Here is a 23,004-nt window from a genome sequence, read left to right on the forward strand (position 1 = left end):
AATCGGCAAGACGCCAACGCTGATTATCCACACACCAGCCGCCTACCCGGCCTTTTTTATAGTCAACAACAGGCGCGCCTCCGCGTAAGCACCGTCTTGCCGGCGACCGAGAGCAATAACCGCTCGACGTGCTCGAAATGGGTCAGGGCCCACGACAATCCCGTCGCGACACTGCGCGCGATCGCGGAAGCTCAGTCTCTCGGATCGGCAACAGGCAGATTGGTGCCCGCGGACATCTGGAAACACAGCGCGACACATCCTCGAGCGATTTTGCGACCAGCTCGCGGGCGTCTGGCGTCGAGACCAACCCGTAAATTGTGTATTGCAATATCTTCGTACGGGCCGTGGCAATGCGCAGTCTAGGGCGAATGCTCCGGACTTCCAAGCCTTTCTTGCCTTGCCCGCATTCGACAAACACCTTTTGTCCCTCCACCAGCACGCTGAGCCCTGAGCGGGTCAGGGTGCTGGCATGAACGAAGACGTCCTTCTCACCGTTGTCAGGGGCTTGGAAGCCGAAACCCTTTTCGGGTTTGTACCACTTGACCGTGCCCCCGCTCTCTAGCTGCGCACCCGTCTCGACCATGGTCCCTCCGGCGACGCGCGTATGTGACGGAGTGTTCGCGATCTCATCGCCGATCTCCAGCACCTGCGCGACTTGATGACCTTTTGGACTTTTTTCGACCGTGACCTTCAGAAGCGTGCCCTCGGCAACATCTCGGCTTCCGGCCGCCTCCAACACTCGGACGTGCAGATAGGCCTCCGTGCCGTCCGACAGTTTGACGAAGCCAAAACCCTTGCTGACTGTGAACCACAATACCTCGGCGTCGACGGGGTGGACGGTCACGGTCGCCGGGCGCTGAAAGTAGCTTGGCTCGGAGGTCCGTTCCGAAAAGGAAACGGGGTCATCATCATGGCGGTGCCCGCGTGGCTCGCGATGGTCTCGATAATTGCCCATGATCATCTCGACTGGCATGGATGGCGAACTACTCTACCGTCAAGACAATCTCAATCGGGCGACGCGTTTATGTCAAATGGCCGTGATGGCCGCAGCTGTGCCCAGCCTATCGGTCGAACCCTTTGAAACTAGATTCATTTCACCTGAAACAATAGTGCCGGCGAGTCGATTTATTGACTCGCATAGGCTGTGCTGGAGTGCGCGTGCGATGATGGCGGCGCGGGCGAACTGGCAGGGCCTTCAAATTCGGAGAGGTTGCCGGGGCGTTGCGCCATGCGCGAAGCCAAGCTGTTTGTATTCGAGAAGCTCCCGAAGCAGCCATATGACAGCGAATGACCGTTTTGCAGTGGTTTGCCGATCACTCGCAACGGCTGGGCTGGCGACCTCCCTTCGCCAACGAAAGCGAGTTCAAGCGCTTTGCAAGAACCGGAAGGGCTCCCGTTTCCTTTTTTCGCGGTCCGCGGAAAGTCTTCAAACACGACTATTGTGGTTCGCCTGTCGTATTTCCCAAGGCCATCGCACGGTAGAGTGACGGCGCTTCGCCGCGAGCGCGGGCAGGGAATGGCAGAATGCCATGCCAAGCATGGCAAGACGGCGTAGACCGTCACGCTCTTCAAGCAAGAATATTCGCCAGGGGATTGTCATCTTTGATCCGGCTGTCGGAAGGCTCGGACGGCTGAAAGAGGGCGATGGCTATGATATGGTCAGGAACGGAATCGCATTGTTTCCGCCAGGTACCTGCGCGGATCACCTCCCAAAAATGGGGGCCGGTCCGGGCACCGTCGCGGGATTTTCGCGGCCGGGGTGGCTGTCTGTCGCCCGCAGGGCGAAGCGCAGCCGATGAGGACCTCCCGGAGACTCAATGCGACCGAACTGTGCATGCTCTATAAGAGACATCGGCTGAGGTTGCCGAGTTTGGCAGCGATGCCGAAAGCGTAGTGCGGCGACCACCGTCTTGCGAGCGAGCTTGTCGAGCTCCCCTGATCCGTGACGCCGAACCCCCTAGTGATAGATGATTTCGGATGCATGCTGCTCGCGATCCGCCTCGGTTTCGTTCGAAACGCCAGTTTGATCAAATACGCGCCCGAGGAGCGCGATTTCTTCGGGAGTGAGCACCTCCCCGCTAAAGGGCATAGGGCCTCCTCAAAACAGGTGGCAGTGACAAAGGCGCCCTTGATGCGAAGCTATGACGACCACCGTCCTGTCCTTCGGCATGATTTTGCGAAGGCCCGCGGTCTCCCGCGCGTCGGGCGCCGTCAGACTGCTCGTCGATATGTCCAGAGCTGTGCGGGCGGGATATTGCGGACCACGAAATCATAGTGAGACACGACGTAGCGGTCGGGCATTTTGATCACCGGGGACAAAGGTCCGTAGGTGATCTGAATCACAGGTCTGCCAGCAGGAATGCGGGCTAGCAAATCCTCGAGCAAGGCAATGCGCTGTTCCATCGGAAAGCTCAACATCGGCACCGCACTTATGACACAGTCGAATTGCTCCCCGCTCCGCTCGGCAAGCACTTCCCCCAGCGCGAACGCATCGCCCAATCGAAAGTCCACGCCTGGAAAGCCTCGCGTCAAGCGATGATAGAAATCTTTCGAATATTCGACCGAAATCAGCTGATGCGGCTTGATGCCCCTTTCCAGGATAGCCTTGGTGATGACGCCAGTTCCGGCACCAAGTTCCAGAACCGGCAATCCGGATGCTGGGTTAATTACGCTTGCCATACGGCGCGCGGCATGCACGGACGTTGGCATGAGCGCGCCCACTCGTTTCTTGTCCTTCTGCCAGCCCTTGAAGAATTGCACTTCCTCTTCAAACTTCCTGCCGAGCCGCTCCTTCAATCGAAAGACCATATCCACTCCCTGCTACCACTATTTGTCTGGGTCGTGACGACGCACGTTTGTACAAGCGTTGCGGCATTTTCAAGCCCGGGTACGAGGGATTCCCTCTCCTGAGAGCGGCAATTTCTCTAATGAGCTGCCTGTTGGCATAGACTCCGCGGCTCTGCCCTCTCCGCAAAAGCTGGCTCATATGAATGCCGGTCGATCGCGCGACCAAACACTGGCCCCGGCCTCAACGTTGCTGCGACCAGCCGCCCCCCTCTCCTCCCGAGACCAGCTTCGGCGCTGCTCGACCGACGTGATCACCTCGATCAGATGCTTCGTCACAGGGCTACTCCCAGTGCTTGCACTAGGACTTGCAGCCTTCAGCATACCCCAGGAAGGCGGCCGTCACCGTCGGAATACGAGACAACCAGACCATCGCCCCCAAAGTGCCGGTTCTGCTATTCAAACACCTAGCTCCTGACCAAACTGCTTCGCAGCAATGCCAGGAATGTCGCCGATCCCGACAGGTTTCCCGATTAAATAGCCTTGAGCTTCATCGCATCTGACGCGGCGCAGATAGTCGAGCTGTTCGGGAGTTTCTACGCCTTCGGCCGTTACCTCAATTCGAAGCTCATGCGCCAACTCAACCAATGATCTTACAATCGCGGCGCAGTCCGCATCGGTGAGCATATCCTGGACGAAAGATCGGTCGATCTTGAGCCGCGAAAGAGGCAATTTACGAAGATAAGTGAGTGATGAATAGCCGGTGCCAAAATCGTCAAGAGCAACTGTTACGGATAGAGAACCTAACGATTGTAATAATGAAATCGTTTCTTCAAAATTCGAAATCAGCACAGTTTCTGTGATCTCGACCTCCAGTCTTCGGGGCTCCAAACCGGCTTCAGCCAAGGCCACCACAATTCCATCCAGTAAGGCTTTATTCTTAAGCTGTACTACCGACAAGTTGACGGAGACCCGCAAGTCGTGCGGCCAACGGGCAGCCGCCAAACAAGCCGTTTTGACGACCCAGTGTCCGATGGAGTGAATCAAACCCGTTTCTTCAGCGATAGATATGAACTCCGACGGTGGGATCGCGCCAAGGGTCGGATGGTGCCACCGCAGAAGCGCTTCAAAACCTCGGATGCGATCGCTGCTGAGGTCGAGAAAGGGTTGAAATGCGAGCGAAAGCTGGCCATTGGCCAGCGCAGATGCCAGATCGCGTTCAAGGGCATGGCGCCTTGCAGCAGCTTCATCGTCGCTTCCGCTGAAAAACTGGATGGAGCCCGCCCCCAGCGTCTTAGCCCTGTACAGCGCGGTGTCGACGCACCGCAAGAGTTGGTTGGCATCCAAACCGTCCGTGGGCGCCAAAGCGATACCAATAGAGGCCCTGCAATATATTTCGCGCCCTTCGATCAAGAAAGGCGCGCGCACGGCATCTATGATCTGTTTGGCTAAAGACCCGATTTGATCTGGCCTGATATCGCGCGTAGCGATTATTGCAAATTCGTCGCCCTCCAATCTCGCAATGCCGTCGCTCTCCCGTGTCGATTTCCGAAGTCTCGCAGCCACTTCGACCAAAAGGACATCCGCTATTGCTCGGCCAAAACGATCGTTCACCTCGTCGAAATTGTTAAGATCGAACAAAAGTAGCGCAAAGTGCTGGTCAAACTGCCTTGCGTCCACCAACGCGCTGTCCAGCCGCTCATTGAAGCTGAACCGGTTTGGCAAACTCGTTAGAATGTCCCTGCGAATGGCATTTTCGCTTTCCGCTTGCAGAATGAAGCGTTGGGTAAATTCGAACGCGTGAGCAAGCACTGCACGAAATAGCGTGATGGCGTAGCTTACTATCAGGATTGCGACGGGCAGATTGACGGCGTCTCCCACCCACACAATCGCCACCGCCGAACCGACGAAGATCGGTAGCGTATACGCGACGGCCGCAATAGGAATTGTGGAAAAAGAAGCGGCACCGCCTGCGATCATCCCCGCACTCAGGCAGGTAATGACGACCTGGGCTGCGCTTGTTGCCCCGCTGAAGAACAGAACGGGAAGTGCTCCCCACCAAGTGCCGAACAAGAAGGCGTTGCGCACCAGGTTTTGCGTTGTCCGGCGAGACACTGACCTTGGTTTGACTGACTGAAACGATGATCTCGCTCTTAAGCCTACGACAGCTGAGGCTACGATGATAACACTCGCCCAGAGGACGGCATTCGTTTGGTCGGGCGAGCCCCAAAGCGCCATAACAAAAGTGGCCGCATTGAGTATGTTCGCAACCATGCCAAGAGGCGTGTTGCGAAGAACGAGACTGACCTGCTCCGCCCTGATTCGGCTGGCAAGGGGTTCGATTGTCGAGGGCCCGCCAAAAACTCGCAGGTCTCCCGCCAGAAGGTCACCGAACCTTGCGGCAGAGAGACGCTGCCTCACTCTTTCACTCCCCCGCCCTAGAGCAGATTCGACTTACTCCGGGTCATACCCGGCTGCCTCGAAGTAGTTTCGGCATTCGGCCGGTTTGAAGGCGTCGAGGCAGTCGGCGATGACGGACCAGAGTTGATCGATGGAGCGGGCGGCTGCTTTTCTGAGTAGGGCTTTGAGCTTCGAGAACGCCATCTCGATGGGATTGAAGTCGGGCGAATATGGCGGCAGCAACAGAAGCCGTGCGCCGGTCCTTTGGATGGCCTCGCGAACGCCGGTGATCTTGTGAGCCGGCAGGTTGTCCATGACGACGATGTCGCCGGGAGAAAGTTCAGGCGCGAGCACCTGTTCGGCATAGGCCAGGAAGGCGGCGCCGTTCATCGGCCCGTCGAGCAGCATCGGTGCGGTCAGGCCGTTCAGCCGCAGTCCAGCGGTGAAGGTCGTGGTCTTCCAATGACCATGAGGAACCGGCGCACGGCAGCGTTCGCCACATTTGGCCCGCCCGCGCAGCCGCGCCATCTTGGTGGAGGCCGCAGTCTCATCAATGAAGATCAGCTTCTCGGGGTCGAGATCGAGCTGGCCGTCGAACCAGGCGCAACGGCGCGCCTTGACGTCGGGGCGCTGTTGTTCGCTGGCATGCGCCGTCTTTTTTTAAACGTGACGCAGCGCCTGTCGAGAAACATCCAGATCGTCGAAGGAACCACGCGCACGCCATGCCCGGCCGCCAGCCTCTCGGCAATCTCCGCCAGAGTGATGTCGGGCGTCTCCTCGATCAGGCCGAGGATGAAGGCTTCGTGAGGATCAAGCTTCGAGCGCGACGGTTGGCCCTGCTTGCGTGCCGCCATCTCACCCGTCTCGCGATAGCGGCGATACCAGTTCCCCGCCGTAGCAATCCCGATCCGGAACCGGCGTGCTGCCTCCCGCGTCGAAACACCCTCCGATATAGCCAAAATCACCCGACCGCGAAGGTCCGCACTCAAGCTGCGTGTCATCGTCATCTCCCTGCAAATCACAGGGAAAATGAAACAGACTTCCGCCACCGCGTGAATCCCAAATGTGACTCGGCGTTCACGGAAAATGCTCTAGAGTAGTAGCTGCGTGTTTGTTCCCTAGCACAGAACAATTCGGAAAAAAGTAAATTTCAACCGCAAAATTTGGACAGCTCAGTTGGGAAGCCAAGGGCTCCCTAATTCGAAGATAGCGAAACGCGATGCTCCCTTAGGACCTCGCTGCCGTATTGCGCCGCCATCTCGGCATAGCGGTTGACCTGCGTAACACTGCACCATCTACGAACGCTCGCGAGTATTACCACGAACGTGCGACCCGCTTCCGCACTAGGCCGCGCTGTTCTTGACCACGCGCAGTTCGTGGTTGCTCAGCCGTCGGGAAGCGGGCGTCAGGCCTTTGCCGCTCGTATGCTGAGCGAAGTCGGAAATCGGGCAGGGTCGGCCAAGTAGGTAACCCTGGATCGCATCGCAGGCTTCTTGCCGCAGGAAGGTCAGCTCCGCGTCCGTTTCGACGCCCTCTGCCAGGACCGGGAGCTTGAGGCCCCGAGCGAGGCCAAAGACCGCACGCATTACGGCAGCCGCCTCATCACTGGTATCCACCGCCCGGACTAGAGACTGGTCGACTTTGATCTTATCAAACGGGAATGCCCGCAGATTCGATAGCGACGAGTATCCGGTGCCAAAATCATCCATGGCGATTTGAACCCCAAGGCTTTTGAGCTGACGCAGGGCAGAGAGCGCCCGCCCGATATCCTTGATCAGGCAAGTTTCGGTAATCTCCAGCTCGAGGCGGAACGGATCGAGACCGGTTTCTTTCAGCACTGCCCCGACCAGCTCGGGCAAATTCCCGCCGTGGAGTTGCATGGCCGAAACGTTGACGCTGATTGCTAGCGGTTGTTGCCAGCTTGCCGCTTCGGCGCAGGCGGTCCGCAGCACCCATTCACCGATCTTCAGAATGGCGCCACACTCTTCCGCGATCGGGATGAACACGGCCGGCGGAACGGCGCCGCGTTCCGGATGATCCCACCGGAGCAGCGCTTCGAAACCGAAGACCTTGTTGGACAGGAGTTCCGCCTGCGGTTGATAGACGAGGCGGAGTTCCTTGCGCGAGATCGCGTGACGGATGTCGTGCTCGAACTGGCGGCGATCGCGCAGGTGCTCACCCATGGACGGCTCGAAAACGCAATAAAGGCCACGGCCCTGCATCTTGGCCTCATAAAGCGCAGCGTCGGCATGGCTCAGAAGGGTCTCCCGATCGGGTGCATCGTTCGGGAATACAGCGATGCCTATGCTGGTGCCGATGGTGACACCGGCGGGCAGGTTAGCGCCTGTGTCGTTGAGTGCGTCCAGGATGGCTTCAGCAGTGCGCGTCGCATAGCCCGCGCTCGGCAGACCGGGAACAATCACAGCGAACTCGTCGCCGCCCAAGCGCGCAACCATCTGCCCTGGCTTAAGGACGCCCCTGATCTTCTCGGCCACACACTGCAGCACGGCGTCTCCGACGAGATGGCCGAAGAGGTCGTTGATCTCCTTGAAGCGGTCGAGGTCGAGGAAGAGGACGGCAAGGCACCGCTCAGCGCCGCGATGCGTCGTAAACTCGGCCTCCAGCTTTTCGTTAAAGCTCGTGCGGTTTGGAAGCTTGGTCAAGGGATCGTGGTGGGCAAGGAAATGAATCTCTTCCTCCGCCCGCTTGCGCCCGCGGATATCGCGCACGGCAAGAACCTGGTGTTGCTTGCCGGCATAGAGGATGCTGTGCCGGATCAGCTCAACCGGGACCGTGCTGCCGTCCGTCGCGCATAGTCCCACCTCCAGCGGCGTTTGCGTAGTGCCCGAGAGCTCGCCTTGGGAGACCGTGGGAAAGAAGGACGCGAGCGGGCGGCCGGCCGGCTGAGAGCCGTCGACGCAGGCAAGCGCGGCGAAACTGCGATTGGCTGCCACGATCTCGGTTTCGTTGCACACGATCAGCCCCTCGACGGCCGCGTCGGCCAGCTCCTGCATGCGCGCTGCTTCGCCGGCGCGACGGAGATCGCGCACATCGAGGGCGAGGCCGATGATGGCCAAAAGGATGATGACGATCGAAACGAGGGCTACGCCAGCGGCCATCCAGTCCGCGGGCAACGCCGTTGCGGAAATGACAATGCGCGGGTCTGGCATGATTGCGGCCGCGCCCATCGCCGTGAAATGGTGGCTGCAAATCGCTACCGTCAGCACGAGGGCGCCGAGCGCCTTCCACTTGACCGTGTTGGCGTGAAGGGCAACCGGCAATGCGGCCGCGCCGAACAGCCCACCAAGAATGATTGAGGCGGCGACGAGCGGCACATCCCAGACGACGCGGCCCGCGATCTCGAATGCGGCCATGCCAGTGTAGTGCATCACCGCGATGCCGCCTCCCACGATCGCACCGCCGATCCAGCGTCCATGTGGAACGCGTGGCGAGGTACTGATCGTGAGACCCGTCCCGGTCAAAGCGATCGCGGCCAGCAACGACATGATCGTCAAAGCGATGTTGTAGCCGCTCGGTACGGCGGGCTGGAAGGCCAACATGGCTATGAAATGCGTCGCCCAGATGCCGAAGCCGGTGGCGACCGCGGCGACGGCTAGCCAGATCCGTCGCATTTCGCTTTCACTGCGCCCGACATGGTGGAGGAGGTTCACGGCCGTGAAGGAGGCCAGGGCGCAGATCAAGGCCGCTAGCGCGACCAGACGCAGATCATGCTGCGTCGCAATGCAAGTGTAGACTTTCAACATGCTCTTCCCCCACGCAGGACGATCACCCGCTTGGGGAGAAATCTACGGCCAAAACTTGAATAAAGCGCTTAAGCGGAAAATCCGCTTTGATCATCGTTACCGAAGGTCGTGAAAGAACCCTATGGCCCTGGCTCGCTGCAGAATGGGGCGGGCCGGTCGCGCCATATATGGGAACGCCTGATTGTAGGCTTAGGGCCAAGACTCACGAGTAATTCCTCGACCGCAACAACGGTCACCGGGTCGCTTTGATAACTGTGACCCAAGGGGTCGCGAACCGGATGTGGATGTTTGCCAGGCAGGTATGCGTAGTCCGGGAAATTCTTTTCGCGAGGACGTGACATAGACCCAGCAATCATGAAAGCGCGTTGGTGGCAATTCCAGATGAAGTAATCGCTTGCGCCAGAGTGCCAGCGGTAAAGAAATATCTTGCGCTGCCCCGACAAAATGCGCTCATGGTGCCATTCCTCCATGGGCACGTGCGCCGGGAGGGCACCTCTAAAACGACCGATAGACCGAGGGAGGGCTCAACCCAATGAGCAGGGTGCCGCGCGCAGATGCGAGTCCAGCTTCGTCGGCGACATTTGCGCCGCTCGAGAATGCGACCTTTCGATCGATCTGGCTTGGCACCCAGGTCGCCAGCCTTGGCTGGCTAATTCAAACTGTCGCCATCAGTTGGCTGATGGCGACCATCTCGACTTCGGACGTGATGGTCGCCTTGGTTCAGGCTTCGACGACACTCCCCATATTCGTCCTGTCGATCATCGCCGGGGCCCTGGCGGACAATTACAGCCGCCGCAATCTCATGTTCGCTGGCTGGTGCATGATAGCGTTATCCTCGGCGATGCTGACTGTTCTTGCGGCCCTCGGGATTTTCATTCCATGGATGGTTCTCGCATTCAGCTGTTTGGCCGGAGCGGGTGCCGCTTTCACCGATCCTGCTTGGCACGCGTCGGTGGGCGATATCTTACGAAAACGCGAAGTCCCAGCCGCGGTCACGCTCATCTCGGTTGGATACAACGCCATTCGAAGCGTCGGCCCGGCGCTCGGTGGCATCGTCGTTGCCTCCTTTGGACCTCTGACAGCTTTCGCTGTGGCGACACTGACCTATGTAGCGCTGCTGTGGACCCTAGGGCGCCGCAAATGGGATGTTCGCACCTCACCTCTCCCGCGCGAGCCTTTGACCACCGCCATCCATGACGGAGCGCGCTTCACGGCCCTGTCGGCGGAGATCAAGGCGGCAATCGCGCGTGGAGCGCTTTTTGGCCTGACCAGCATCTCCATACTCGCGCTGCTGCCTCTCGTTGCCCGCGATCAACTAGGGGGGAGGACCAATCGTTTATGGTATCCTGATGGCCGGCTTCGGGACGGGCGCCTTGTGCGTCGGCATTTGCAACAATGTCTTGAGGCGGTCGCTATCCCAGGAGCGGCTTACAACACTGGCATGCATTGCCTGTGCGGCGTGCTGTCTATCTCTTGCTCTCACTACTTCAGTGGCGGTGGCGGCTATTGCGCTGGCGCTCGGCGGAGGGGGCTGGGTCGTCACCTGGACGGGGCTTGACGTGAGTGTCCAATTGGCAAGCCCAAGGTGGGTCGTTGGTCGCACGCTCTCGATCTACTATGCCCTTTCGTCGGGCGGTATCGCAGCCGGCAGTTGGCTGTGGGGCACAGTGGCTGAGAACTATTCGCTTACCTTAGCCCTCGAGGTTTCCGCTGGCGCGCTCGTAGTGGTCGCGGCCACCGGCTTCCTGATGCCTATCCGTCAATGGCAAGACTCTGATCAGGATCCTTTTGGCTTCGAAACGCCACAGCTCGCTCTCGACCTGAAGCCGAGAAGCGGGCCAATCGTCGTCAAGATCGAGTACTCAATACCGGAGGCGAACGTCGAAGCTTTCCTGGACCGGATGCAGGAACGACGGCGAGTGCAAAGCCGTGTAGGTGCTCGGCACTGGAATCTCCAACGCGATCTTCAAGATCCTTCGCTTTGGACAGAAACCTTCCGCACGCCGACCTGGATGGACTATCTGCGCCTGAACCATCGCCTCACGGCGGCGGACAAAGCGTTGGACCAACATCTGCTCGAATTGAACATGGCAAATCCGCCTCGTACCAAGCTCTCGATTGAACGACCGACCGTGGCAACCCGCAGGCGGGATCAGTCGACGCGATTTTTCTTCCGGCTGTGATCGCCGGCTTTGGGTTGGTAGAGCTTGGGGGACAGCGAGATGACCGGTTTGGTGAGATTTAAGAGGCAAGTCGTGGTCCAGATTGGCCGCCACAGCCCAGAACGTGCCGTATTCGATGTCAATGATGCGGCCGCCATCTTGCTGCAGGTTTCTGGTCGTCAGACGGAGAAGCGCAGGGCAGCGATGGACGCCTGTTTGAAGGCACTACGGGGTAAGGCTCATCCACCCGCCGCCCGAAGAGCCTTCGTCGCGGCCGCGCGCGAAGCAAATATCCTACGCGGCGATTGACAGGTCAAAAATCGTTCGACGCTGACCGAAGCGGCGAGAAAATATGTAAAGAGCCGCTTTGGCTGACAAGAATGCACCGGTCTACGTCTTCAGCAACGCCCGCAAGCAGCGTAAAGTCTTCGCCCGAAATCAGGTGGTATCCGATCTCCAGGGTGAACGCGCCGCTGGCCGCCGGGCCGCAGGCCCTGCTGATCAAGGGCGGCCACGCATCGGGACATCGATCAACCGATGTTCTGTTGCGCTTCGATCAAGAACCAATCCGCTTCGACACACCGCGCCTGATCTCATCGATGCGCGGGACGGGTTGCATGCTTGCCAGCGCGATTGCGGCGCATCTGGCCAATGCGAGATCGCTTCAAGATAGCGTGCGCGAAGGCAAGCTGTTCGTGTTCGAGAAGCTCCGGAAACATGCAGCCGAAAACAGCGAGTGACCGTTTTGCGGCGGTTTGCCGACCACCACATGGGAGCGTCTGACGAGCGATCTCCCTTCTCCAAAGAAAGCGAGTTCGAGGGGCCTCTGAAGGAGCGGAAGAACTCGCGTTTCCTTTTTTCACGGTCCGCTGAGAAGTCTTCAGCCTAAACATGACTATTGTGGTTCGCCTGTCGTATTTCCGAACGCCATTGCACGGTAGAGTGACCGAACCTCACTGGCGTGGCACGGAAGGCCGTGAGGCCATCGTACAAGCTGAGGCATAGGACGGCGCAGACCGTCCGCTCTTCAAAGAAGAATATTCTCCAGGGGGATCGTCATCATTGATCCGGCTGTCAGGAGGCCTGGGCAGCTGAAAGAGGGCGATGGCTATGATATGGTCAGGGACGGGATTGCATGGTTTGCGTCAGGCACCTGCACGGATCACCTCTCAAAAATGGCAGGCCGGTCCCGGCATCGAAGCGCCGTCGCGAGATTTTCGCGGCCGCGGTGGCTTCGCTGTCAATTGTCCGCAGGGCGAAATCCGCAGCAAATGAGTGTGCGCTAAAAGGCATAGCCGGCTCCGCAAGCGGAGGCGGCTACAAAAGCGCAATCGATGCGAATTTCGTGACGATCACCGTCGTGTCCTTCAGCAGGATTTTGCAGAATGCCGCCACTTTCCGCGCGTGCTGCGGCTCAGACTGCTCGTCGGTAAGTCCAGAGCTGTGCGGGCGGGATGTTGCGGACGACGAAATCATAGTGAGACACGACGTAGCGGTCGGGCATTTTGATCACCGGCGACAAAGGTCCGTAGGTGATCTGAATGACAGGTCTCCCGCGAGGAATTCGGGCAAGCAAATCCTCAAGCAATGCAATGCGCTGTTCCATCGGAAAACTCAGCAACGGCACCGCACTTATCACACAGTCGAATTGCTCCCCGCGCCGCTCGGCCAGCACTTCCTCCAGCGCGAACGCATCGCCCAATCGAAAATCCACCCCTGGAAAGCGTCGTGTGAGACGATGATAGAAATCCTTGGATTATTCGACCGAAACCAGCTGATGCGGCTTGATGCCCCTTTCCAGGATTGCCTTGGTGATGACGCCAGTTCCTGCGCCCAGCTCAAGAACCGGCAATCCGGATGCCGGATTGATAACGCTTGCCATACGACGCGCGGCATGAACGGACGTTGGCATCAGCGCGCCCACTCGTTTCCTGTCCTTCTGCCAGCCCTTGAAGAATTGCACTTCTTCTTCGAACTTCCTGGCGAGGAGCTCCTTCAATCGAAAGACCATATCTGCTCCCTGCTCCTGCTATTTGTCTGGGTCATTTTGACGACGCACGTTTGTCCAAGCCTTGCGGCTGCTCAATCATGCGGCATTAGCTGCCGCGAGCAGCTCGCCTTTGCGCTGCCCGGGCAGAACGCCGACGTTATCGATAAGCCGCGTCCCGCCGAGCCAGGCGGCGACGATCAGGCGGGCCGGTCGGTCCGCGGCGGAAAGCGGCGACAGGTCCTGGTCTGCTCTCAGCTCGAGATACTCGACTTCGTCGTAACCGGCAGCGCGGATCGCTTGCCTGGCCTCGGCAAGCACAAGCTCCGCCGGCGCTCCCGCCGACAATCGCCCGGCCGAGGTGGAGAGGACTTCGGCGAGCCTTGGCGCTGCCAAGCGCTGTTCGGCCGAGAGCCTGACATTGCGCGACGACATCGCCAAGCCGTCGGCTTCACGTACCGTTGGACATGCTACAATCTCGATCGGAATCTCGAGATCGCGGACGAGCCGGCGAACCACGTGCAGTTGCTGGAAATCCTTCTCGCCGAAGAAGGCGAGATCAGCACGCGTCTGGAGAAAGAGCTTGGCGACGACGGTTGCCACGCCGTCGAAATGGCCGGGACGGAACGCGCCGCACAGGCCCCTGCTCACCCCACTCACCGAGATCGTAGTGGCGAAACCTTCCGGATACACGTCCGCTGCATTTGGCGCGTAGAGCAGATGAGCGCCAAGCGGCGCAAGCTTGGCGGCATCGTCATGCTCAGTGCGCGGATAGGCCGCGAGATCGGCCGCGCTGTTAAACTGTTTCGGGTTGACGAAGAGCGTCACGATAACCCGGTCGGCCTTGGCGAGCGCGGTTCGCACCAAGCTCAGATGGCCTTCATGCAAGGCACCTATAGTCGGCACGACAGCGACCTTCAGGCCCTTCTGACGCCATCCGGCCACAGCCATGCGCAACTCGGCGACGGTTCGTGCGATCGGAATGATCATCCGGCTTCTTCTCCATTCACGGACCTTGGCGCATCGCCGAAGACATGGTCGGATCCCGGAAAGCGGCGGTCGCGCACTTCCTGCGCATAGGCCGCGATCGCCTCCCCGGCGATCTCACCGAGTTCGGCACAGCGCTTGACGAATTTGGGCCGGAAGTCGCCGAAGGTGCCCAACATGTCGTCGACGACGAGAATCTGTCCGTCACAGGCTGCCGAGGCGCCGATACCGATCGTCGGGATCGCCACCTCTGCGGTGATGGCGGCGATCATCTTCATGCGAAAGCCGATCATGTCCGCCAGGCTGTGGACGACCTGGTCCGGCCAGCGCGGATCATCGATGCAACGCGCCAGACGGTCGGCCACCCGCAGTCGTTTTTCCACCTCGGCCAGAGCCAGAACACCGCTGTTCGACGACAGCATGCCGCCGTCAAAACGAGCGATGACGGATTTGCCGCCCACTGATGACAAACCGCTCAGCGGCAGGTAGATCATTCATGGCGGGTGTCGTCTCCGGGAAATGATTCGGATCGGCTTTAGCAACCAAATCCTACGTCATTTCAACGGCTTGCGCCACATCCGCCAACCACCCTGAATTTTTCGGGCTAGGTCCCTCGGTATGGACCGAGCATCAATCAACCGATACTTGAGACGCTTTCCAATGCCAGTCAGGCAGCTGCCAGCTAGGAAATCCGTGCAGCATGCCGGCGACGGCCTCCGTCAGCGCCATCCGCTTTATGTGCCGGCCTCTGCCGAATCTGACCGGTGGCAAAACATCGGGGTAAGCGTCCTTTCCCGCGAGTTCTATTGCAAATGGCACTAACTCCTCGCAATCGCATAAGACCTCGCCAGTCTCCCGGCGGTACTGGCTATTTTTGTAACTGAGGGCCTTTGTCAGACGCCACGCGACGGGCCTCTCAGACATGATCCAACAACACGTGACACCAGAGCGCCGATAGCGCTCCGTCCTGGTTAGGAAATCGTCCAAGTGCTGGCTTGAGAGTTGAACCTCGAATGCGACCCGCCTGCCGTCAGCCAGAAACACCAGCACGTCTGCTATCCATTCGGCGCCTGCTCCGTCTGTCCCCCAGGCCTCAAGCTCCGCCCGAAAGCCCATTGCCCGCGCAGCCTTGACCACATCAATCTTCAGGCGGGTGTGTGCGTAGCTCTCCGGGCCAGGAAGCTGACCTGTAAATCCAGGTGCGTGCGCGAAGAATCGTAGACCCCGGATTGACGTTTTGGGCACCGCCGGCCAGGCCGTGCGCGGCATTCGCCATGTCCCGAGCGGCGCATTGCAAATACTCAGCCAAGCGGCATCCGAGGCCGAGAACGCTTCGGTCATGTCCCCTATCGCCGCGTTGTACGCGATCTGCCCCAATTACCCGAACCCTCTCACATAATCATATCGTTGAGTCTTTATACTACCACCACCAAAGCCCCTGCGGCGCGGTAGATCAACCGACTTTGGTAGACTGGCGTGTCTCGGCTACATGAAAGTTACATGAAAGAAATTTAACGAGATTGGATTGCGTAAATTATTGAAAAATATGGTGGGCGGTACAGGATTCGAACGACCCCTACCGTGTGAAAGCGTTTCGTCCCCCGAGAATCGTCTTGTTGCGCAGGGGCGCTTTTTTGTCTCAAGGCTCAAGCAGCTTGGAAATGCTGCTCGCTAACCGCCTTAATGCACGGCGATAAGCTTTTGACGGCCTGAAGCGACGCTGTGGTCGCCGTTGCGGTGCTTTTCCACGCGCCTCGTCAGGCGCCGGAATTGCTCCGTCGTGATGGCAGGCGGGGGTTTGCAGGTTGCGGTCGACGGGTTCGTTTCGGGGCGTCTGCGCCCCATCGTTATGTCGCGAGTTGGGGGATGCGATCGAGGACGATGCGCAGGATGCGCTGGTCGGGGCACGATGTCGGCAGGTGCAGGCGGATTTGCGATTTCATCTCGACCACCCGCGCTGCGATTTTGATGAGGCGCAATCGCAGCGTGTCGAATTGGGCGACGGCAAAGCTCGAGCGCCTCGGCATCGCGGCCCGCAAGCCCCACATCAACCAGTAAGCACCGGCATGCAGGAAGAGCCGGAACTGGTTGGCCGTCGCTCTTGTGCAGGATGTGCGGTCGGCGGCAAGATGCGTCTTCCACGACTTGATGTGGTTCTCGGCCGCGCCGCGCCGGCAGTAGACATCCTCGTAGAGCGCCTTGGCCTTCCCACCGGCAAGGTTGGTGACGACGAAGCGGGTATCGGCACCTTGGGCGCCGACCTCGACCCGCGCGATGATGCGCTCGACGCGGCTCCAACTAGCGGCGCCGTCAACGAACTCCTTGAACCTGCGGACCTTGCCTGTCTTGGCCGACGCTTCGAAGCGCGCCGTCGTGCTGGCCTCCAGATCCGCGACATGCTTGCGCAGGGTCGTGGTGGGCGCGAGGCCAAAGATGAAGTCGACGTCGTTGGCGCGGCACCAGTCGATGACCTGCGGGCTGCAATAATGGCTATCGCCGCGGAGCAGGATTCGAATGTTCGGCCAGTTGATCCGGATCGCCCGCACCAGACGGCGCAGGTGGGGGCGGATCTCAGCCCCACTCGGCCGCTTGGCCGGTCGCAGGATCGCGCTGACGAACCGTCCCGCACCATCGAACACTACGATCGGCTGGAAGCCGTACTCGTCATGGTGGGCATTGAACAGGCGAAGCTGTTGGCCTCCGTGCACAGCGTCGAACGTGTCGTCGATGTCGAGCACAATCCGCTTCGGCACCTGCCGGAAGGAGGCGCAGTAAAGGTCGATCATCGCTCGCCCCATGGCGACCAGCTCCCGCACGCCGGGCAGGTTCTCCAGCCGGCAGATCGTCGATTGCGAGGCCAGATCCCGACCCGACGGCAGCGCATCCTGGGCCATCTTGAAGACCGGATCGGAGCGCAGCCGGTTGGCGTCATTGCCATCCTCATAGCCGGCGGCGATCATCTTCATGCGAAAGCCGATCATGTCCGCCAGGCTGTGGACGACCTGGTCCGGGCAGCGCGGATCATCGATGCAACGCGCCAGACGGTCGGCCACCCGCAGTCGTTTTTCCACCTCGGCCAGCACCAGAACGCCACAGTTGGAGGACAACATGCCGCCGTTGAAACGGGCGACGACGGACTTGCCGCCCACTGATGACAAACCGCTCAGCGGCAGGGTAAGATCATTCATGGCGGGTGTGGTCTCCGGGAAATGGTTCGGATCGGCTTAAGCAACCAAATCCTAAGTCATTTCAACGGCTTGCGCCACATCCACCAACCCCCATGAATTTTTCAGGCTAAGTAGTCGACAAGCCGTCCCACGCCGAGGTGGTCCGGAAATCGACATGCGGGCAGTTTTCACGTCGATACCAAGGGCTCGATGCAGGCCAACGGAATTGATTATCGTTCGAGATTCAAGCTAATCACAGACTTGACGAACCAGCGTGGTTCAACAATAATCATAGTGAACCAACGAAAGTTATACCCCCATGACCGCCTTCACCGTCCGTGTGCCGGACGAAACCGCAGACAGGCTGGACCAACTCGCCGAAAAGCTTGACCGCTCACGCTCCTATGTGGCCGCACAGGCCATTGAGGACTTCGTGGCCCGGGAAGAGTGGCAGCTGGCTGAAATAGAGGCCGGGTTGGCCGAGGCCCAGCGCGGCGAATTCGCAAGTGACCATGATGTAGCTGCCGTGGTCGGAAAATACGTCAAGTCCGCCCGCCAATCATGAGCCGTAAAAGAATCCGCTGGACCCAGCGGGCGTTGCGGCGGCTTGACGAAATCGGCGCCCACATCGAGAAAGACAGCTCCGATGCCGCCGGCCGTGTCGTAGCGCGCATTGTGTCAGCGGCCGAGCACCTGGCCGAGCAACCGGCCATGGGTCGCATCGGACGCATCAAGACGACGCGGGAGCTCGTTTTGGCTGATATACCCTATATCATCCCCTATCACGTCAATGGCGAGACTGTCGAAATCCTGACTGTCATGCACGCCGCCCAACAGTGGCCGCAGGCCCTGTAAAGTCGCTGCACCAGCAAATTTCCGGCCGTCACGCCAGAATCGTATTGATGATTTTGGGGCGCTTCCGCCATTCTTGAATTACGCAACGATAAGCCCCTGGCGTGAACCGGGGGCTTATCGTAATCAGTCGCGGACGATCTGTCCGCCGACATCCAAGCCGTCGGGCAGAGCGATAAGGCCCGTGCCACCGAAGAGGTAGAGGTCGTCCCGACCTTCGGCCCGTCCGGCATGGCGGCGAGGTCCGTGCGGCCGGAGAGGTCGAGATTATCGGGGGTAGACGATTCTCCTGTGTCGGCCCTCCGTCACGCCGGAAGGCGGGTGCCGGGGGATCGCTACGAGGAGCGGAAACGGGACATTGGAAATGTCGCCGGTTCAGTATGGGCGAGGGAATGCCGTTTGCAAAGGGGACCAAAAATAGCAGATTCAGGCAATGCCATATCCCCTCCCCCGTTACGGCCGGCAGTAATACGAACGGCCGTTGCGGCTTCGCCGCTCCGGCGGCATCCTCTCAAGGCGGCGAACCGGTCGGCCAGCCGGAGTGGTGGCGTGTTCAGGTTCTCTTCGCCACCCTCGCCGCATGGGGTTCTGCTGCTGCCAGACCTGATTCTCTTAGTCTAGCCCAATAGCTTCTGCGACCGGGTCTGCCGCACTACACGCCGGGTGGGGGGAAATGGAATGAAGCGACCCTATAGTTCGTTGAGCATCGACCAGCTTGAGGCGATACTGGATAAAGCTACGGCAAGTGGTGATACCAAGGCTGTCAAAGTCATCGCGCGTGAAGCTGCAGTGAGGACCACAGCTCGGGCCGGGAGGCTTCTGGTCCGCGCCAAATCCGCATTGAACGTCAAGCCCGACTTGAACAGTTGGAGGTGAACGGATGGCGAACGCTGTCCGTTAAGCTATTGAATTCACTGGCCTTGAGTTTTCGGCGCGAAAATGTGTGGTAACAACATTTGATCTGCTAGCCGCATGTTGTATGGATTTGATGGCATTTATTCGCTAACAACGCTGGCATGTTTGTCGTTGAGAGAGTCGCGCGCGGCCACCGCTATCTTTACCTCGTGGAAAGTGTCCGCGACGGTAAAACCGTTCGCCAGCGCACGATAAAGGCGCTGGGCCGCAAGGATGCGCTGGTTGCCAGCGGCGAACTTGACAGATTGGCGGCCTCGATTGCGCGCCATGGCGAACGCAGCCTCATCCTGTCCGACATTGACGCGGGGCGAATTGCCTCTCGCCGCATCGGCGGTCCGCTGTTGTTCGGGCGGCTGTGGGAGCGGCTCGGGATCGGCGAGGTGCTGGAAGAGGTGCTGGAAGGGCGCCAGTTCGGCTTTGCGGTGGAACGGGCGGTGTTCGTTGGCACGCTGCATCGGCTGTTCGTCTCGGGCTCGGACCGCGACTGCGCGAACTGGATGGCCGATTATGGTATCGAGGGCGCCGAGGGTCTGGCGCTCCATCACTTTTACCGGGCCATGGCGTGGCTGGGCGAGGAACTCGGCGAAAAGGCGCAAGGCGCGCTGGTGGCGCGCTGCGTGAAAGACGCGATCGAGGAAAAGCTCTTCGCGCGCCGGCAGGACCTGTTCACCGACCTCAGCCTTGTGTTCATGGACACCACCTCGTTGTCCTTCCATGGCGCGGGCGGCGAGACGCTGGGCAAGCGCGGGCATTCCAAGGACTTCCGCCCCGATCTGGCGCAAATGATCCTGGCGCTGGTCGTTGATGCCGAGGGCCGGCCGATCTGCACCGAGATGGTGCCCGGCAACACCGCTGACGTGACCGTCCTGTTGCCGGTGGTCGATCGGCTGCGAACGCGCTTCGGCGTCACACGCGCCTGCGTTGTCGCCGATCGCGGCATGATCAGCGCCGATACCATCGCCGCGCTCGAAAAGCTGGGCATGGAATACATTCTGGGGGCCCGCGAACGCTCGAGCAGCGTGATCCACAACGTCGTGCTCAATGACGCGGCACCGATGGTTCCGCTCGTTCTCGAGCGCCAGCGCGGTGAAACTCAGTTGTGGGTCAAAGAGGTCAAGGTCGGTAAAGACCGCTATATTGTCAGCCGCAATGACGCCGAGGCCGAGAAGGACAAGGCCGACCGCCAGGCGATCATCGCCGGCCTCGAGGCACAGCTCAAGAAGGGCGACAAGGCACTGGTCGGCAACTCGGCCTACCGGCGTTACCTCAAGGCCAGCGGCAAGAACTTCAAGATCGATGTCGGCAAGCTTGCCGAGGAAGCCCGGTACGACGGCATCACCGTGGTGCGGACCAACGCGAAGGTGACCCCGCTCCAGGCCGTGCTGCGGTATCGCGATTTGCTCGAGGTCGAGAGCCTGTTCCGCGCCGCCAAGGCAACCTTCAATACCCGGCCGATCTTCCACCAATCCGATGCCGCCATCCGCGGGCATGTGTTTTGCTCGTTCCTGGGGCTCGTACTCAGCAAGGAACTGTACCGCCTCTGCCGGGCCAAAGGCCTGACGCCCGAATGGCAGCCGCTTCTACGCGATCTCGACCGCCTCCAGGAAGCCACCATCGAAAAGGATGGTCGCATCGTCACCACCAGAACCCACGTTACGGGCCAAGTGGGCAACGTCTTCAAGGCAGCTGGCATCGCTCTGCCACACAACCTCGACGAACAACTCGCCTGATATCATCCCCAAAATGTAGTGGTAACACGCGCCGGCGCGCGCCTAACGTGCTGATATAATAACATATTCTTACAGGCGGTGTTTAAGTGGGGTCAAGCAAGCGGACCTCTTCGACCGAAGCGCCCAGACGTCTAGGAAGCGGCCGCCGTGGTGCACAAGAAAGCGGCGGCGAAGCCCGTGGGTCGTAAACCCACGACGGAGCAGCAACAGGCAATTGACGCTTTCCTGTCCGGTGGCTCGCTCCGCATCAATGCTTATGCGGGCACCGGCAAGACCTCGACGCTGCAGTTCCTTGCCCACGGCACTCGCAGCCGCGCCAGTACATCGCCTTTAACAAGGCGATTGTCGGAGACGCCCGTGAGAAATTTCCTCCGACGGTAAATTGCTCCACCACCCACAGCCTAGCGCTGAAATCGCTGCACTCAGACTACAAAAAAACCAAGGACAAGTTCGCCGGCAAGGTCGGCACGAAGCAACTCGCTGAGATACTTGGATTCAAGAAGGCCTGGCGAGTTGACCGTGACCATTCTCTACAGCCAGTGTCACAAGCTTATTTGATCCAGCAAACAGTTAGACGGTTCGCTCAAAGCGGCGACGAGGAAATCTCTGACGCGCACGTGCCTCGGCACGGATCGCTGCTTACGGCCAGCGAAGATACTCTCAAGGCAGTGAAAGAGTTTGCGTGCAACAATGCCAGGCACGTATGGCACCGCATGTGCGACCCAAAGGATGCGATCCCGCTGGGTTTTGACGGGTTCTTGAAGCTTTGGGGGCTATCCAAGCCGCAGATCGCAGCCGACTACATCCTTCTAGATGAAGCGCAGGACACCAATCCCGTCGTACTCGAGGTGCTGCGGCGGCAAAACGCCCAGCTTGTCTACGTTGGCGACCGCTACCAGCAGATATACGAATGGCGTGGCGCGGTGAACGCGATGGATGCGATCAAGACTGATGCCATCGTTAGCCTGACCCAGTCGTTCCGGTTCGGTCCCGAGATCGCCGGCGAAGCATCCCGCATCCTGCAGCGGCTCGGTGAGAGCGTTCCGCTGACCGGCAATCCCGCTATGCGGAGCCGGGTCGGTAGCTGCAACCCCAATGCCATCCTTGCCAGGACCAATGCGAACGTCATGACGGCGCTAATCCAGTGCCTCGATGAGGGTCGCAAGCCGCATCTCGTTGGCGACAACAGGGACCTCAAGGAGCTGCTGTGGGGAGTGCGGGACTTGAAGGAGGGGCGTCCAACCGATGTCGCCGATTTCTTCGGTTTCACCAGTTGGGAGTCGGTGGTCGACTTCTCCAAGACCACCGAGGGCTGTTGATTGCCACTGAGAACTGACCCGGCAGCACAGGATATTTCCATCGAGAATTGACCCATGTTTGAACCACCCCTGCACGTTAGCGGGGGCTTTGGAGGGTGCTGTCACATTGATTGAGGGGTAAGGAAATTGAGGTAGCAGCGCGCCCATGACCGTGAGTGCACCGACCTACAAGAACCACCGCTATCCGATCGAAATCGTGGCCCGTGCTGTCTGGCTCTACTTCCGCTTCAATCTGAGCCTGCGCGATGTCGAGGAAATGCTGCTCGATCGCGGGATCGTCGTTTCCTACGAGACCATCCGCCGATGGTGCCGAAAGCACGGCCCTGATTATGCGCGCCGCATACGCCGCAAGGCACCAACGAAAGACGATGTCTGGCATCTGGATGAAGTCGTGGTGCGCATCAACGGTCAGAAGTGCTGGTTGTGGAGAGCGGTTGATCAGGACGGATATGTGCTCGACGAGATTGTCCAGACGCGTCGCAACACCAAGGCCGCCAGGCGCCTGCTGACGCGACTTCTGAAGAAGCAGGGTCTGCCGCCAAAGCGTATGATCACCGACAAACTGCGCTCCTACGGGGCGGCCAAACGCCAGCTCATGCCGAACGTGGAACACCGCTCGCATAAAGGCTTGAACAACCGGGCGGAGAATTCTCACCTGCCGTTCCGAAAACGGGAACGAACGCGACAGGGTTTCCGGTCGGTCGGCTCATTGCAGCATTTCGTGTCGATCTTCTCCGCCGTCCGAAATCTCTTCGTCCCATCCCAGACCAACCGCTCCGCAGCACAAATTCGAACCCATCGACGCCAGGCAATGGCCGCGTGGGAAGCCGTGAGTGCACGGCCTGCCTGAAAAGCGCGGTATCGGCCTCACGCGGCCACATTTCAAACAACGTGACAACGCCAATCCCATCTCTTCTTCGAGCCGGCGGTGAGGGGC

At 59.7% G+C, this 23,004-nt stretch carries 15 protein-coding genes and 4 pseudogenes; 8 read left to right on the plus strand and 11 right to left on the minus strand.

Annotated features, from left to right (window positions below):
* Nucleotides 1–142 precede the first annotated feature (142 nt).
* From HB778_RS43000 to HB778_RS38355, 5 genes are all read right to left on the minus strand, one after another.
* Nucleotides 143–955: a cold-shock protein gene (locus HB778_RS43000; RefSeq protein WP_280515989.1), complete on the minus strand. Its 813-nt coding sequence runs from the start codon at nucleotides 953–955 to the stop codon at nucleotides 143–145.
* 1,256 nt (nucleotides 956–2,211) lie between these two features.
* Complete coding sequence (pmtA, locus tag HB778_RS38340; protein WP_183455309.1) at nucleotides 2,212–2,808, minus strand: phospholipid N-methyltransferase PmtA; 597 nt, start codon at nucleotides 2,806–2,808, stop codon at nucleotides 2,212–2,214.
* A gap of 435 nt (nucleotides 2,809–3,243) precedes the next feature.
* Nucleotides 3,244–4,872: a putative bifunctional diguanylate cyclase/phosphodiesterase gene (locus HB778_RS38345; RefSeq protein ID WP_244662175.1), complete on the minus strand. Its 1,629-nt coding sequence runs from the start codon at nucleotides 4,870–4,872 to the stop codon at nucleotides 3,244–3,246.
* 366 nt (nucleotides 4,873–5,238) lie between these two features.
* Nucleotides 5,239–6,185 (minus strand): IS630 family transposase gene (locus HB778_RS38350; RefSeq protein ID WP_183465598.1). Its coding sequence is split into 2 segments (ribosomal slippage): nucleotides 5,239–5,846 and nucleotides 5,846–6,185, totalling 948 coding nucleotides; the frame shifts between segments, so codons are not numbered across the junction.
* A gap of 342 nt (nucleotides 6,186–6,527) precedes the next feature.
* Nucleotides 6,528–8,948, minus strand: a complete 2,421-nt coding sequence (locus HB778_RS38355; RefSeq protein ID WP_183465759.1) for a bifunctional diguanylate cyclase/phosphodiesterase — start codon at nucleotides 8,946–8,948, stop codon at nucleotides 6,528–6,530.
* Nucleotides 8,949–9,480: 532 nt separating this feature from the next.
* Here HB778_RS38355 and HB778_RS38360 point away from each other — a divergent pair.
* The 3 genes and pseudogenes from HB778_RS38360 to HB778_RS38370 all read left to right on the plus strand — a co-directional run bounded on the left by HB778_RS38360 (nucleotide 9,481) and on the right by HB778_RS38370 (nucleotide 11,850).
* Nucleotides 9,481–11,131, plus strand: a pseudogene (locus tag HB778_RS38360) (MFS transporter).
* A gap of 39 nt (nucleotides 11,132–11,170) precedes the next feature.
* Nucleotides 11,171–11,419, plus strand: coding sequence for a DUF982 domain-containing protein (locus HB778_RS38365; protein ID WP_183465760.1), 249 nt, complete (start codon nucleotides 11,171–11,173; stop codon nucleotides 11,417–11,419).
* Nucleotides 11,416–11,850 carry a bifunctional hydroxymethylpyrimidine kinase/phosphomethylpyrimidine kinase gene (locus HB778_RS38370; protein ID WP_244662176.1) on the plus strand — a complete coding sequence of 145 codons (435 nt, stop codon included), beginning with the start codon at nucleotides 11,416–11,418 and terminating at the stop codon, nucleotides 11,848–11,850. Before HB778_RS38365 ends, HB778_RS38370 begins: the two co-directional genes overlap by 4 nt.
* 674 nt (nucleotides 11,851–12,524) lie before the next feature.
* On the opposite strand, the pseudogene pmtA (HB778_RS38375) reads toward HB778_RS38370, so the two are convergent.
* The 6 genes and pseudogenes from pmtA (HB778_RS38375) to HB778_RS38400 all read right to left on the minus strand — a co-directional run bounded on the left by pmtA (HB778_RS38375) (nucleotide 12,525) and on the right by HB778_RS38400 (nucleotide 17,272).
* Nucleotides 12,525–13,121, minus strand: a pseudogene (pmtA, locus tag HB778_RS38375) (phospholipid N-methyltransferase PmtA).
* A gap of 75 nt (nucleotides 13,122–13,196) precedes the next feature.
* The gene (panC, locus tag HB778_RS38380; protein WP_183455316.1) at nucleotides 13,197–14,087 is read right to left on the minus strand and encodes a pantoate--beta-alanine ligase; all 891 of its coding nucleotides are present in this window, start codon (nucleotides 14,085–14,087) and stop codon (nucleotides 13,197–13,199) included.
* Nucleotides 14,084–14,344 (minus strand): annotated as a pseudogene (locus tag HB778_RS38385) (3-methyl-2-oxobutanoate hydroxymethyltransferase); the annotation flags it as partial. The pseudogene HB778_RS38385 and the gene panC, both read right to left, overlap by 4 nt.
* Nucleotides 14,345–14,582 (minus strand): annotated as a pseudogene (locus tag HB778_RS38390) (transposase); the annotation flags it as partial.
* A gap of 132 nt (nucleotides 14,583–14,714) precedes the next feature.
* Nucleotides 14,715–15,425: a hypothetical protein gene (locus HB778_RS38395; protein ID WP_183455317.1), complete on the minus strand. Its 711-nt coding sequence runs from the start codon at nucleotides 15,423–15,425 to the stop codon at nucleotides 14,715–14,717.
* Between the two features lie 506 nt (nucleotides 15,426–15,931).
* On the minus strand, nucleotides 15,932–17,272 hold the full coding sequence (locus HB778_RS38400) for an IS1380 family transposase (protein WP_183465761.1): 1,341 nt from the start codon (nucleotides 17,270–17,272) through the stop codon (nucleotides 15,932–15,934).
* 298 nt (nucleotides 17,273–17,570) lie between these two features.
* Between HB778_RS38400 and HB778_RS38405 the strand changes: the two genes are divergently transcribed.
* The 5 genes from HB778_RS38405 (at nucleotide 17,571) to HB778_RS38425 (ending at nucleotide 22,917) form a co-directional block, all read left to right on the plus strand.
* Complete coding sequence (locus tag HB778_RS38405) at nucleotides 17,571–17,816, plus strand: CopG family ribbon-helix-helix protein (protein ID WP_111545633.1); 246 nt, start codon at nucleotides 17,571–17,573, stop codon at nucleotides 17,814–17,816.
* Nucleotides 17,813–18,106, plus strand: a complete 294-nt coding sequence (locus HB778_RS38410) for a type II toxin-antitoxin system RelE/ParE family toxin (protein ID WP_183455318.1) — start codon at nucleotides 17,813–17,815, stop codon at nucleotides 18,104–18,106. The genes HB778_RS38405 and HB778_RS38410 overlap by 4 nt, the downstream gene beginning before the upstream one ends.
* Before the next feature lie 1,013 nt (nucleotides 18,107–19,119).
* A complete protein-coding gene (locus tag HB778_RS38415; RefSeq protein ID WP_183455081.1) occupies nucleotides 19,120–20,748 on the plus strand; it encodes an IS1634 family transposase in 1,629 nt (542 codons plus the stop codon).
* A gap of 416 nt (nucleotides 20,749–21,164) precedes the next feature.
* Nucleotides 21,165–22,067, plus strand: coding sequence for a UvrD-helicase domain-containing protein (locus HB778_RS38420; RefSeq protein WP_348524820.1), 903 nt, complete (start codon nucleotides 21,165–21,167; stop codon nucleotides 22,065–22,067).
* A 145-nt stretch (nucleotides 22,068–22,212) separates the two neighbouring features.
* Entirely contained in the window at nucleotides 22,213–22,917 is a 705-nt protein-coding gene (locus HB778_RS38425; protein ID WP_183455304.1) for an IS6 family transposase, read from the plus strand.
* Nucleotides 22,918–23,004: the final 87 nt, after the last annotated feature.

It is taken from the genome of Mesorhizobium huakuii, assembly GCF_014189455.1.
Lineage (GTDB): Bacteria > Pseudomonadota > Alphaproteobacteria > Rhizobiales > Rhizobiaceae > Mesorhizobium > Mesorhizobium huakuii_A.